The sequence below is a fragment of the Micromonospora sp. DT227 genome (genome assembly GCF_049841835.1).
GTDB lineage: Bacteria > Actinomycetota > Actinomycetes > Mycobacteriales > Micromonosporaceae > Micromonospora.
In genome coordinates, this window is record NZ_JBNCLA010000003.1 from 616,345 (window position 1) to 628,868 (window position 12,524).

General features: G+C 71.2%; 11 protein-coding genes. 8 read left to right on the forward strand and 3 right to left on the reverse strand.

Features of this window, described 5'->3' with window-relative positions; translation table 11 throughout:
• Positions 1 to 26: 26 nt before the first annotated feature.
• Positions 27 to 824, forward strand: coding sequence for a hypothetical protein (locus tag ACLQ2W_RS14920; RefSeq protein ID WP_425786924.1), 798 nt, complete (start codon positions 27 to 29; stop codon positions 822 to 824).
• Between the two features lie 414 nt (positions 825 to 1,238).
• Here the strand turns inward: ACLQ2W_RS14920 and ACLQ2W_RS14925 are convergent, their stop codons facing one another.
• Both ACLQ2W_RS14925 and ACLQ2W_RS14930 read right to left on the reverse strand, forming a co-directional pair.
• Positions 1,239 to 2,234 (reverse strand): DUF1702 family protein, encoded by a 996-nt coding sequence (locus tag ACLQ2W_RS14925; RefSeq protein WP_425786925.1) that lies wholly within the window; start codon positions 2,232 to 2,234, stop codon positions 1,239 to 1,241.
• Positions 2,235 to 2,291: 57 nt separating this feature from the next.
• A complete protein-coding gene (locus ACLQ2W_RS14930; RefSeq protein ID WP_425786926.1) occupies positions 2,292 to 3,371 on the reverse strand; it encodes a carboxymuconolactone decarboxylase family protein in 1,080 nt (359 codons plus the stop codon).
• A 310-nt stretch (positions 3,372 to 3,681) separates the two neighbouring features.
• On the opposite strand from ACLQ2W_RS14930, the gene ACLQ2W_RS14935 reads away from it, so the two are divergent.
• Both ACLQ2W_RS14935 and ACLQ2W_RS14940 read left to right on the forward strand, forming a co-directional pair.
• Positions 3,682 to 4,494: a TIGR03084 family metal-binding protein gene (locus ACLQ2W_RS14935; RefSeq protein WP_405090068.1), complete on the forward strand. Its 813-nt coding sequence runs from the start codon at positions 3,682 to 3,684 to the stop codon at positions 4,492 to 4,494.
• Between the two features lie 350 nt (positions 4,495 to 4,844).
• On the forward strand, positions 4,845 to 5,741 hold the full coding sequence (locus tag ACLQ2W_RS14940) for a helix-turn-helix domain-containing protein (protein ID WP_405090069.1): 897 nt from the start codon (positions 4,845 to 4,847) through the stop codon (positions 5,739 to 5,741).
• A gap of 74 nt (positions 5,742 to 5,815) precedes the next feature.
• On the opposite strand, the gene ACLQ2W_RS14945 is transcribed toward ACLQ2W_RS14940, so the two are convergent.
• Positions 5,816 to 6,259 carry an SCP2 sterol-binding domain-containing protein gene (locus ACLQ2W_RS14945; protein WP_425786973.1) on the reverse strand — a complete coding sequence of 148 codons (444 nt, stop codon included), beginning with the start codon at positions 6,257 to 6,259 and terminating at the stop codon, positions 5,816 to 5,818.
• 304 nt (positions 6,260 to 6,563) lie between these two features.
• Between ACLQ2W_RS14945 and ACLQ2W_RS14950 the strand changes: the two genes are divergently transcribed.
• From ACLQ2W_RS14950 to ACLQ2W_RS14970, 5 genes are all read left to right on the forward strand, one after another.
• Entirely contained in the window at positions 6,564 to 7,094 is a 531-nt protein-coding gene (locus tag ACLQ2W_RS14950; RefSeq protein WP_405094262.1) for a DUF5987 family protein, read from the forward strand.
• Positions 7,091 to 8,728: an FAD-dependent oxidoreductase gene (locus ACLQ2W_RS14955; protein WP_425786927.1), complete on the forward strand. Its 1,638-nt coding sequence runs from the start codon at positions 7,091 to 7,093 to the stop codon at positions 8,726 to 8,728. The genes ACLQ2W_RS14950 and ACLQ2W_RS14955 overlap by 4 nt, the downstream gene beginning before the upstream one ends.
• A gap of 70 nt (positions 8,729 to 8,798) precedes the next feature.
• On the forward strand, positions 8,799 to 9,887 hold the full coding sequence (locus ACLQ2W_RS14960; RefSeq protein WP_425786928.1) for a carboxymuconolactone decarboxylase family protein: 1,089 nt from the start codon (positions 8,799 to 8,801) through the stop codon (positions 9,885 to 9,887).
• A gap of 434 nt (positions 9,888 to 10,321) precedes the next feature.
• Entirely contained in the window at positions 10,322 to 10,762 is a 441-nt protein-coding gene (locus tag ACLQ2W_RS14965) for an SgcJ/EcaC family oxidoreductase (RefSeq protein ID WP_425786974.1), read from the forward strand.
• A 276-nt stretch (positions 10,763 to 11,038) separates the two neighbouring features.
• Positions 11,039 to 12,379 (forward strand): extracellular solute-binding protein, encoded by a 1,341-nt coding sequence (locus tag ACLQ2W_RS14970; protein WP_425786929.1) that lies wholly within the window; start codon positions 11,039 to 11,041, stop codon positions 12,377 to 12,379.
• The last annotated feature ends 145 nt before the right edge of the window (positions 12,380 to 12,524 follow it).

The window sequence follows — 12,524 nt, forward strand, 5'->3', positions numbered from 1 at the left end:
CGATGACCCGAGCGGATAAGGATGACATGACCCGTTCAGACCTCGACGAACCGGTGCTGCGACGGCTCAGTCCCGGCGACGCCGATCCCATCCTGGTAGCCGACTTCCAGGCGCTGTCCATGGCGCCGCGTCTGAGCGAGATGCTCAGCGAGCGCCTGCAGGGCCGGCCGGTGTTCCAGATCGACCCCATCGGCGCGCTCAGCGGCAAGCGCCTCTACATTCCGCTACCGGAGCTGGCCGAGGCCTGCGCGGACGAGTTCCTGAAGTCCGGCGCGGACCAGGGCCGGGTGTACGTGATCGGGCACTGCAGCTCCTCGGCGGTGGCCCTGCGCGTCGCGGGCCTGTTGGCGGCCACCCGGCCGGTGACCGCCCTCCTGGTGCAGCCGGGATGGCCCGACGACGAGCTCGTGCGGGAGAAGTTCGACGAGTACCTCGGGAAGTTCGGTCCGGCCACCCGCTCGTGCCCGGATCTGGACGGGGACCCGTCGGCGGTCGTCGCCGCGATGGAACAGGTCTTCCAGGACGAGGTGACCGCGTTGGCGGCCGGCCGGGGGCTCGGCGGCACCATGGGGGCCTTCTCCGACCTGATCGTGTGGTACCGCGGCTGGCTCGCCTTCCTGCTGGCCGGCCGCAACGACACGTCCAGCACGGAGGCCGTCGGTCGGACGACGGTGACGGCGCTGACCGACTCCCCCTCGACGGTCGAGGTGAAGGGCCTGAGCCGGGACGCCTACCAGGTGGTGGAGCTGCCGACGACCCAGCCGGCCGGTCCGATCAAGCCCGAGCTGACCGAGTTCATCGCGACGCAGGTCGAGCCGCGCTGACCGGCGCCGCCCGGGGCGATCCGGGCGAGGACCCGCTCGACACCACGACCTGTGCCGGCCACCGGCCGGCACAGGTCGTCGCGTGTCACGCCATTCGACGGATTCCGGCGGGTCGCCATTTCTCGACTGCGACGTCGCCGCGTGGATCAGCTCCTCCGCGGTTTCCCGGAAATCCGTCGGGAGAATGCCACAGCCGCGCTGAATGGAAGGGCCGAACGCGGTCGTCGTCAATTCGATCGACCGCGCCCAGCCCTGCTTCTCAATGGTGCGGTGTCCGATGTCGCGGACACATCTTCAACGGTGCGGAACGCGTTTCCGGCGCCCCGTGCGCGATGACGCGTCCGGTCGGACCCGCACCGCGCCACCGGCGGGCCGGCAAAAGGGGTGCGCCGAGCGGCGCCACCGACGGGCGGCTCAGCGCGCGCCGTGCGCGGTCGACGCCGCGACGGCGGTACGGATCCGCTGACGCCACTGCTCGTACGCGGGTCCGGCGTCCGCGTCCCGTTCGGCCACGGCGACGTCGTCGGCGAGCGCCGCGGCCTTCTCGACGGTGAGCCCGGCCAGCGCGGCGATCGCGGTCTCGGTGTGCGGCGGCACGGTGCCCGAGTAGTGGCGCGCCTTGGCGGCGAACACCGAGCCCTGGGCCACCTCGGTCCAGTGCGGCCCGGCCAGTCGTCGTAGCGTCGCCAGGTCGGCTGCCACGCACCCGCCGGCGAACGTCGACGCCAGGCCGACTCCGCTCCACAGGTCGGCCTGGCGTGCGGTGGCGAAGCGCCCGACCGCCGTGGCGACGTCGGTGACCCGCCCGTCGTGGATGAACCACAGCGCCCGGCCGATGCCCTGGTCCACGGCACGGTGGAAGTAGTCCGGACGGCCCTGGAACGGATACGACGGCGGCACCCGCTGCTCGTCGACCCACCGCCCGGTCTTGAAGTAGGCCAGGTCGAAGCCGTATCCGTCGACCGCGAGCCAGCTCATCGTCGGGTGGTACGGCGTGCCGTCGAGGTCGGGAACGATCCGCTTCCACAGCGCCCGCGGCAGCTTCGCCATCGCGAAGCCGATGCCGATGTAGGCCAGGAAGATGTGCGGCTGGCCCGGCCCGAGCAGCAGGTCACGGGTGCGGTGCCCGCGTCCCCCGCGCATCGCGTCGAGGACGGTGAACGCCATCGTGGCGCCCTCGTAGGCGAACCCCCGCTGCTCCGCCTCGACGAGGCTGAGCCGCCGCTCCACCTCCCACTGGTCGCGGGCGTCGATCCCCCACTCGAAGCCGCAGATCACCGCTTGCGGGATCGCTTCGAGGCGGCTCGCCGCCGACGAGGACGCGCCCGGGAACCCGCGGCGTTCGAACGTCACCTCGCGGAGCGGGGGTGTCAACACCAGCCGGCGTAGCGATCCAAGCGTGGTCGGCATGCGCCCTCCCCATACATCAACATCTCGGTACAGACTTGTGTGTTCGGCACGAAAGAGCTACTCCGGAAGTGCGTTGCTCCCGGCGGTCACCTGCCACGCGCCCACCTGCCTGGCGGCCGCGTAACTCGCCCACGCGACGACCTCCACCAGCGCGGCGTCGCCCGGCTCCCGGGCCCGGAACTCGGCGACCACGTCCTCGTCCACCTGGTACGACGCGAAGACGGTCAGCAGCGCGAGCCGACCGGCGGCGCGGTCCGCCTCGGGCAGCTCGGCGACCAGCCGTTCGCACCACTCCCGGCTGAGCCCGGGATCCTCGCCCCGCCAGGTCGACAGGCGCTCGCCGACCAGGTGCCGCACGTCCGGGGACAGCGCCCGCGCGCCGACGGCGTCCAGCGCCGCGAAGGAACGCGCCACCGCCGCGGCCACGGCCGGGTGCCCCTCGGCCCAGGCCGCGTCCGCCGGCAGCGGGGCGTCGTGCAGCAGCGCCAGCGCCCGGCCCGACAGGCGGGTCTCGCGCAACAGCGGACTCAGGACCTGACTCAGCCCGTGCTTGAACCGGCGGCGGGCGTTCGGCCCGAACCGGCGAGGGACCAGGAAGCCCGGCAGGAACACGTTCACCACCCGGGTCAGGTAGTGGAACGTGACCGCCACCCCGACGAGTTCCGGCCGGTCGGACGGGGCGAACGGCGGCTGCCGCACGGCCGGCTCATCCGGTCGGTGCGCGACCCGCGCCCAGCCGGCCACGGCACGCAGTCCCGGGTCCGGGACCTCACCCGCGCGGTCGGCGACGATCGCCTCCGCGGTCTGTTCGCAGGACAGGTCGTACAGGCCGATGCTGTGCATGTCGACGCAGTACGGGCAGGTGTTGGCCACCGACACCGCCGCCGCGACGACCTCCTTGCGGGCGCGGTCGACCCGACCGGTGGCGGTGAGCGTCTCGCGGGTGAGCATCCAGTAGGCGGCCAGCGCCGCCGGCGACGGGGACTGCGCGAGGATCGGCGGAATGACCACCCGCATCTCGTCGGCGGCCTGCGAGTAGACCTCGGCGACAAGGCCGGCGGCGGCCGTGGGCGACACCGGGCTGATGTACTTGACCTGCCGCTGGAGCACGGAGGAGATGACCCGCCTGGCAACCATGACCGGGTCTCACGAACTCGGTGCGGTGAGGCGCCGCGGCGGGGTCGGGACAGGCGGTTCCGATCGGAAAAGCGGATAGGTGACCATGCCCTCAGCATGGGCGCGCCGTACGCGCCACCACGTCTCCGGAAATGCGCAGCGGACGAAGAATTGCGCAACCGGGAAGACTCCGCGTTCCGGTTGCGGAGACGTCCGCAACGACGGAGATGAATGCCGACAGGGCTCGGTCATGCTGAAATGGACCGCGCCAAGTCCAGGCCCGAATTATTCGTGACGCCGGGGGCGCGGGCTATCCAGAAAGGACTGTCTGTTGCCCGACCATGAGCAGATCATCTCCGCACTGGTCGCCGACGGCGACGATGTCGACCGCCTGGTGGCGAACCTGACGCCGGATCAGTGGGCCCTGCCCACGCCCGCCGACGGGTGGACGATCAGAGACCAGATCGCCCACCTCACCGCCACGTTCCATCTGGCCGGCACCGCCGCGTCCGACCCGGAGGGCTTCGCCAGGATCGCCGCGAAGCTGACTCCGGATTTCGACGCCAACGTGCGGGGCGCCATGCAGCGCTTCCTCGACGACCCGCCCGAGGTGCTGCTGGGGCAGTGGCGTGCCGTGCGGGCCGCCGCCGAGAAGGCGCTCGCCGCCGCGCCGCCGGAACAGCCGGTGCCCTGGCTGGTCCGGCCGTTGCCGCCGGGCGTCCTCGCCGCCGCCGGCATGATGGAGTTGTTCGGGCACGGCCAGGACATCGCCGACGCGCTGGGGGTGCGGCGCACGTACACCGACCGGCTGCGGGTCCTGGTGGCGTTCGCGGTGCGGGTCTGGGACTTCGGTTACCTCGCGCGCGACCTGACCCCGCCCGACGTGGAGTTCGGCTTCGACCTCACCGCGCCCTCGGGCGCGCACTGGCGGTTCGGTCCGGACGACGCCGCCCAGCGGATCACCGGTCCCGCGGTCGATTTCTGCCTGCTGGTGACCCGTCGCCGGCACCGCGCCGACCTCGCCGTGACCGCGACCGGGCCGGACGCCGAGTCCTGGCTGGACATCGCGCAGGCGTACCGCGGGCCGGCCGGGTCGGGACGCCGGCCGGGCCAGTTCGACCACATCCCGGCCACCGCCGGCTGATCAACACGACGTTTCCAACCGGCCCCGGGGCCCGGGGCCGGTCGACCGTACGGCATTGTCGTGTGCCGATACCGAAAGCCCCGACGACCGCATCCGCGCGTTGATTGTGGCCATACCACCGGAAAGCGGTCACGCGGTTATAGTGCACGTGAAAGCAATCCTAAAGATGCGCCCCGGCCGATTGGCTCAGAGACTCAGTGGTGGGGCGGCAGGCAGCCGTGGGAGATCGCCACCGAACGGTGGCGGTCTCTTTTCTGAAGCCCCGCGAACCATTTTTGCGCTCATCATGTCGATGCGGCCGTGCAGCACGCTACCCCGGGCGGGATCCCTGGGGAACCGGGGGAGGCGACATGGACAAGGCAATCGAGCAAGCGGTCCACCGAGTCATCAGGTTGATGAGGGAGCGCCTCGGCGAGCCGCTCACGATCGACGACCTGGCCCGCACCGCGATGTTCAGCAAGTTCCACTTCTCACGGATCTTCCAGCGGGCCACCGGCCTGTCCCCGAGGAAGTTCCTCTCGGCGATGCGGCTCCAGGAGGCCAAGCAGCTCCTCGTGTCGACCTCCCTGAACGTCGTCGACATCAGCCACCGGGTCGGCTACAACAGCGTCGGCACGTTCAGCACCCGGTTCACCAGCAGCGTCGGGGTGTCGCCGACGACCTACCGGCGGTACGGCGGTTTCGTACCGCGGATCGCCGTCGACGACCGGTCCGACGGGGCGCGCAGCCCGTCGGCGACCGTCGGCGGCACCATCTCCTCGGCTCCGGACATCCCGCTCGGCCACACGTTCATCGGTCTGTTCCCGCAGCAGATCCCGCAGGGGCGGCCGGTGAGCTGCACCGTGCTCGAGCGACCGGGGCCCTACCTGCTGGACAAGGTGCCGCCGGGATCCTGGTTCCTCCTGGTGCACGCCCTGCCGCCCGGCGTGGTCAACGAGCCCGCCGCCCGTGGCGTGCGGCCGTACGTGTTACGGCACGGGCCGATCCGGGTCCACGACGACGGCGAGGTCGCCCTGCCCGACCTGGCGCTGCGTCCGCTCCGGCTGCTCGACCCACCGGTGCTGCTGGCGTTGCAGGACGTCCGGTCGACGGCCCGGCGCATCGTCGAGGCGCGCTCCCGGCAGGGGCACGGGTTCGGCCTGCCGACACCTGGCGAGCCCGCCACCGACAGGCCGGAACACGGGGGCGTCGGCGGGCACCTCGGCCCGGCCACCCGCGCGCCGAACGACGCCGCCCGCGCCGCCTGACGCCCGGCACCGCGACGCCGTCGGCGCCCCCGGTTGGATCCGGGGGCGCCGACGGCGTCAGCGCGATCGGGCCGTCAGGGCTTCGGCACGTCGAACAGGGTCGGGAACTTGGCGGTCAGCGCGAGGTCGCCGGTGGTCTTCAGCTTGCCGCGCATGACCAGCGCCACCGCGTGCGCGTTTCCGGTGACCAGGTTCAGGAAGTCCACCGCACCGAGCGCCAGGGTCAGCCTGGGTTCCGCGTGGGGCGCCGGCGACAAGGCACACGCACCATTCGCGATCACCATTTCATAGGTGTCCGTACCGCCGTCGGGCCGGTCGCCGATGACCCAGTGAATCACCGCGTTGAGGGTGCGCGCCCGATCGGCCCGGAACACCCCGGGCATGCTGCTGAACAGCTCGTCGAGGACGGCCGTGCGCCGCTCGCCGTGCATCATCTGGCGCAACTCGGCGGTCGGCGTTTTCTTGACCAGCCGGGCGAACTCGCGCGGATCCATCGTGGCCGGATCGGCATCATTCAAAGCCATAGGAACTCCTCAATGGGAGACGATGTGCGCACTGGTGCTGCTGCCGATTGTTGTGCATCGGTCACCATGATCCGACTTCGAGGTTGCGTGACCCCGGCTAACGCCGGCGACGCAACGCGGGAGATGCATCAGCCTGTTTATCCCCGCCACGATGGGTCCATCGCGAACGGAACCGCCCACTCTGGTCCACGCCCACCGGCCGCCAGAGACTGCGTGCAATCCCGTCCAAACGGCAGCACGACCTACTGGGAGAGACGCCGTGCAACCCGAAACCCTAGACGCCGATCCGGCGCGCACAATGACAATCGAGGCGTTCGCCGACACGATCGTCCCCGGCGAGAAACGTTCGCCCGACGACCGCGCCATCGCCGGCGCCGCTACCGGCGGCGGCGCTGTGGCATCGGGCGCGATCGACCTACTGGAACAGCCCGGCGGTGGCCTGGCGCCCGCCCTGGACGCACTCGCCGTTTCCCTCAACGACCACGCCACCGAGTACGCGCAGAAACGCGACCTGGTGCTCGACGACGACGTGCCGCCGTTCGTGGCGTTGTCGTTCGCCGACCGCACGGAGCTCGTCCAGCTCCTCACCGCCCCGGAGCACCCGGAGCGACAGATGTGGGTGTCCCTCGCGCTGTTCAGCAACATGGCCTTCGACAGCGCCGCGCATCTGGGCACGTTGGACGCGCTCGCCGCCGGGCATCCGGGTCTGTTGAGCATCGGCTACTTCCGGCCGGACACCGACGGTGTCTGGCGCTTTCCCCAGTTCTCCTACGGCCGGCAACTGGCCGACATCCATCCGAACACCACGACGACGGGCAGCCCAGCGTGACCGCTATCGAGTCAACCGACGTCCTCGTGATCGGCAGCGGCTTCGGCGGCGCGATCGCGGCCTACCATCTCGCGGCCGGCGGCGCGCGCGTCACCGTTCTGGAGCGCGGCCCCTGGCTCACCGCCGACGAGTTCGACCACGACTTCCTGCTCGGCTCGTCCTACACGCGCATCTTCGACTTCGTGGTCGGCGACGGCATGAGCGTGCTCAGCGGCAACTGCGTCGGCGGCGGCAGCGTCGTCTACTTCGCCACCATGCCGCGGGCGCCACGGTTCGTCTTCGAACGCCGGGGCAGCATCGGCCGGCGGATGTGGCCGGCCGCCATCAGCCGGGACACCCTCGAGCCGTGGTACGACCGGGTCGCCGAGGCCCTGCCGGTGCGGCTCACCCCCTGGGACCAGGTGCCGTTCGCCGGTGGGCTGTTCGCGGCGGCCTGCGCCCACGCCGGCCGCACCGCGAACCCGGCGCCCTCCGCGATCGACCTCGACCTGTGCACCAACTGCAACTGGATGATGGCCGGCTGCAAGTTCGACGCGAAGCGTTCGCTGCTGCTGAACTACCTCCCGGCCGCGCTCGCGCACGGCGCCGAGATCCGGCCCATGCACGAGGTCCAGTACCTGTCCCGCAACGACGACGGCGGCTACCGGGTGCACTACCGGATCGTCGACGACCTCGACTACCGGGTCCTGCACGACGAGGGCGCCATCGACGCGAAGATCGTCGTGCTGGCCGCCGGCGCGGGCGCCACGCCGGTCATCCTGCAGCGCTCCGAGCCGCGACTGGGCCCGATGCCGCACGCGGTGGGCCGCTACTTCTCCGGCAACGGCGAGCGACTCAACACCGCCGTCTTCGACGAGGACCGGGTGCGCGAGGTGCTCGGCCTCACCCGGGACGGCGGCCAGGCCTACGCCGCCTACCAGATCGGCCGGGGACCCACCGTCGCGAGCTGGGACCAGCTCGACGGCAGCCTCCCGGAGTACGAACGCTTCTCCCTCGAACAGCTCTACTTCCCGCCGGGGCTGGGCACGATCCTGGCCCAGGCGCCAGACGCCACCGGCCCGACCTGGTTCGGCGTGGAGAAGAAGGAGATGATGCAGCGCTGGCAGTCGTGGCTCACCATCTTCACCATGTCCGAGGACGACAACGAGGGTGTCTTCGGTCCGCCGCCCGAGACCGGCAACTCGCACCGGCTCTCGCAGCAGATGCTCGGCAACGGGCCGCTCCGCTACCACCCGACCGCCAACACGTGGCGCGGCTGGTCGCTGTCCGACGCCGCGGTCAAGGACACCCTGGAACGCGACGGGCTCGCCCGCGTCATGCCCTGGACCAACGATCTGGTGGGTGCGTACACCGTGCACCCGCTGGCGTCCTGCCGGATCGGCGACGACCCGGCGACCTCCGCCCTGGACGACGGTCACCAGCTGCGCAACCATCCGGGGATCTTCGTCACCGACGGCTCCGCCGTGCCCGGCGCGCTGACGGTGAATCCGGCGATGACGATCGCGGCCCTGGCCGAGCGGGCCATGCCCGGCATCGTCCGGGCCGCGCAGGAGCGCGGTGTTTCGGTACGCTACGGTGCGCCGTCGCCCGAGGGCGAGACCGCCAGCCGGCGGGCGGTCCCCCGCGCCGCGTAGCTGAGAGGGTGCCGGCGCACCGTGCGCCGGCACCTTGCCGCGACCCATGCCACGTGGAAAGAAGTCCGTTGTGGTAACCCTCTTCGCCCGAGCCACCCGGCGGGTGTCGGTGACGCACATCCGTCACGTCGCCCCGGTTTCGCTCCGCGCCGCGACCGGCCTGACCGCCCGGGTGTACCGGCAGATGGAAGCCGACTTCGGCATGGTCGCGCCACCGGTGATGCTGCACGCCGCCGCACCCGACACGCTCGCCGCCTGCTGGTCGATCCTGCGCGAGACGATGCTCGCCCCGGGCCTGGTCGACCGGTCCGTCAAGGAGGCGGTGGCCGCCGCGGTGTCGCTGGCCAACCAGTGCCCGTACTGCGTCGAGGTCCACGGTGCCGCCCTGGCCGGGCTGCTCCGTGGACCCGACGCGTGGGCCGTCGCCGGGGACCGGGTCGGCGACCTCAGCGACCCGGACGTACGGGAGTTGGCGCGGTGGGCCCGGGCCAGCGGGAACCCGTCGGCGCAGGCACGGCATCCGGCGCCGTTCGCACCCGGGCAGGCGCCGGAGCTGATCGGTGTCGCGGTCACGTTCCACTACATCAACCGGATGGTGAACGTCTTCCTGCAGGAATCCCCGATGCCGCCGGCTCCCGCCCCGGTGCTGCGGGTGGTCCGGCGGGTCGCCGCCCGGCTCATGCGGGGCATGGCGAGCCGGCACTCCGACCCCGGTCGGTCCGCCGACCTCCTGGCCGACGCTCCGCTCCCGGCGGACCTCTCCTGGGCCGCCGGGCCACCACACATCGCCGGCGCGGTGGCCCGGGTCGCTGCCGCGATCGAGGCCGGCGGGGCGCGGAGCGTGCCGGAGCGGGTCCGCCGGTTGGTGTCGGCTCAGCTGGCCAGCCGGACGCCCGAGCCGGCCGGGCTCGGCGGTGACGCGCCGTGGAAGTCGGCGGTCGCCGAGCTCCCGGAGACCGACCGGCCCGCCGCGCGGCTGGCGTTGCTGACCGCGCTCGCGTCCTACCGGGTCACCGACGCGGTCATCGAGGACTTCCGCGCCCAGGGTCACGACGACCGGGCGATCATCGAGCTGACCTCCTGGGCGAGTTTCGCGGCAGCCCGGCAGATCGGCGCCGAGCTGCACCGCGACCTCGCCTCGGACCCGAGCGCACGGTAAGCCGCCGGGTGGCCGCTCCCCCGCCGCCGGCCGGCCGGCCGGCGGTGGACCGGCTCGACCCCTGATCGCACCCGCCACCGCCAGGTCGCCGCCGGTTCCGCCGACCGCGGCACCCGCACGCGCCCGCGTGGGGCGACACGGGCGCGTCCGGCCGGGTTCGGGCCGACCGAGGCGGCACGTGGCGCGCGGCGCCGAACGGCCGGACGGTCGGCGCGGAAGTCGAATTCTCATCCCCCTTTTTCCGCGGTTCGGATCGCGTGCTCCGTGCCGTTGACCGGCGCCACCGGGCGCGGCAACACCGAAGATGCACCGATGTGGGCGCGATGCGATTGTCGTTACGTCGGCAGCCGCTGTCCGCGCCCGAATACGCCGACACCCATCCCGCACGTTACGGCCGAAAGAGCCGCCACCGGCCTCATGGAAGCGAGAACGGCATGACGACGAAGAACTCCGCACCGACCGGCGCCAAGACCGCGGACCAGGACGCGGACCAGGCCGAAATCGCCGCCCTCCCCGCCCGCATGATCAAGACGTGGGCGGCGCACGACGCCGACGGTTTCGCCGATCTGTTCGTCGAGGACGGCACGCTCATCCTGCCCGGCGTGTACAAGAAGGGCCGCGCGGAGATCCTGCAGTTCATGGCCACCGCGTTCGAGGGCCCCTACAAGGGCACCCGGGTAACCGGGCAACCCATCGACATGAAGCCGCTCGGCCCCGGTGCGGTCGCCCTGATCAGCCAGGGCGGCGTCATTCCGGCCGGCGAGACGGATCTCCCGGACTCGGCCGCGATCCGGGCCTCGTGGATTCTCGTGAAGCGCGACGGGCAGTGGCGTCTCGCCGTCTACCAGAACTGCCCGCGCAACCGTCCGGAGTAGCGCGACCGGGCCCGGGTGTCACGGCGGCCGGAACGGCACGCCCTCCGGCCGACCGCCGTCGTCCGGCGCCTGACCCCGGGCTCGCCACCGCCCCCCGGCGCCGCCGGACCGGCCGGAAAGGGCCATCGACAATACGCAGGCGCGCCACATCAGCGGGGCATAACGCCCAGCAAAGTCGAAGTTGCGGCCAGTGCCGCGCCACTGGGACGCTGACCCGAGCCAACTTCCTGTCACCATAAAAATTGACCCACAACAATAACAACGGAGGGTTGGTATATGGCCACGAAGACCGGAATCAGCGTGTGGTTGAGCGATCCTGCCAGCTACAAGATGGCAGACCAGCCGGACATCGCGGTGACCGCTGCCCGCGAGTTCAACGAGAAGCACCCGGAATATCATGTCGAGATCAAGCCCCACGACTTCTACACGATGCCCGAAGCCGTGACCCGAGCCGTGGCGGAGGGGAATCCGCCCGATGTCGCGGAATTCCACTTCACGCTGACGCGGACCATGATGGACACGCTCAAGAGCGATGGCTCGCCCCTGTTCACGTCCATCGACCGGGCCATCGCGGGGCGCACCGAGATCCTCGGTGAACCGGTCATGTTCGACGACATGCTGCCGGCGGCCCGTGACTTCTTCCGCTACGCCGGCGAGCTGGTCTCCGTGCCCCGGACGGCATCCACCCTGGTGCTCTACGCCAACATGACCATTCTCAACCGCGCCGGCGTGACCAAGCCCCCGCGCACCTGGCGCGAGGTGGAGGCCGCGTGCGAGGCGGTGGCCAAACTCCCCGACGGGCCCGCGCACGGCATCGCCTGGCCGAACTGCTACTGGTTCTTCCTGCAGTCGGTGGCGCAGCAGGGCGGTCTGATCGCGGACCACGACAACGGCCGCTCGGCACGACCGGAGAAGGTGAACCTCGCCTCGGACGAGATGATGGCCTACGTCGAGTGGTGGCGACGCCTCCACCGGAACGGCCACTTCCTGTACACCGGAACCCCGGGAGACTTCCTCGGATGCTTCAAGGCATTCGAGAACCAGGAGGTCGCCCTGCTCATCACGTCGTCCGTCGACGCCACCCACCTGATCCAGCGAGGCGAGCGGCACGGGTTCACCGTCGCGGCGGGTCGCATGCCGTACAACGACGAGGTCCGGTTCGCCGGCAACAGCCTGGGCGGGTTCTCGCTCTTCCTCGCCGCCGGCCTCAGCCAGGAGAAGCAGGACGGCGCGCTGGCCTTCATGCAGTACCTGAACAGCCCGCGCTACGTCGCGGAGTGGGCCAAGCTCCACTGGCGCATCCCCATCACCAAGCCGGCGCTCGACGCCCTCGACGCCGAGGACTGGTTCGCCCGCAACCCCAATCTGCAACCGGCCAGTGAACAAGCGGCGGAGACGGACGGCTCACTGGCGTCGCTCGGACCCCTCATGGGCGACCACGCCGCCATCGTCGCCAAGCTGGTCTCCGCGATGCACGACGTCCTGGTCGACGACGCCGACCCGGCCGCCGCGTTCGCCAAGGCGAGCGACGAGGCTCAGCAGATTCTTGAGGCCTACAACGCGTACGTCGACGGGCCGCCGCGTCGGACCCCGCGCGACTACACCGTCAGCATCTGATTTCGCGCCACCGTCGTAGCCGCCGGGCCGCATCGCAGACGAGTCGCCACCTTCCAGATATCTGGAGGGTGGCGACGGCGCTTTCACCGATCGACCGGTTACCGGAGCCGGCCGGCCGGTGGCCGCGATGTCACCCGGCCGCCCC

What these genes read in the sequence shown, in the direction of transcription:
- ACLQ2W_RS14965 (WP_425786974.1), top strand. Translation starts at nt 10,322, where the DNA reads ATGACGACGAAGAACTCCGCACCGACCGGCGCCAAGACCGCGGACCAG.
- ACLQ2W_RS14930 (WP_425786926.1), bottom strand. Translation starts at nt 3,371, where the DNA reads ATGGTTGCCAGGCGGGTCATCTCCTCCGTGCTCCAGCGGCAGGTCAAG.
- ACLQ2W_RS14970 (WP_425786929.1), top strand. Translation starts at nt 11,039, where the DNA reads ATGGCCACGAAGACCGGAATCAGCGTGTGGTTGAGCGATCCTGCCAGC.
- ACLQ2W_RS14950 (WP_405094262.1), top strand. Translation starts at nt 6,564, where the DNA reads ATGACAATCGAGGCGTTCGCCGACACGATCGTCCCCGGCGAGAAACGT.
- ACLQ2W_RS14920 (WP_425786924.1), top strand. Translation starts at nt 27, where the DNA reads ATGACCCGTTCAGACCTCGACGAACCGGTGCTGCGACGGCTCAGTCCC.
- ACLQ2W_RS14940 (WP_405090069.1), top strand. Translation starts at nt 4,845, where the DNA reads ATGGACAAGGCAATCGAGCAAGCGGTCCACCGAGTCATCAGGTTGATG.
- ACLQ2W_RS14925 (WP_425786925.1), bottom strand. Translation starts at nt 2,234, where the DNA reads ATGCCGACCACGCTTGGATCGCTACGCCGGCTGGTGTTGACACCCCCG.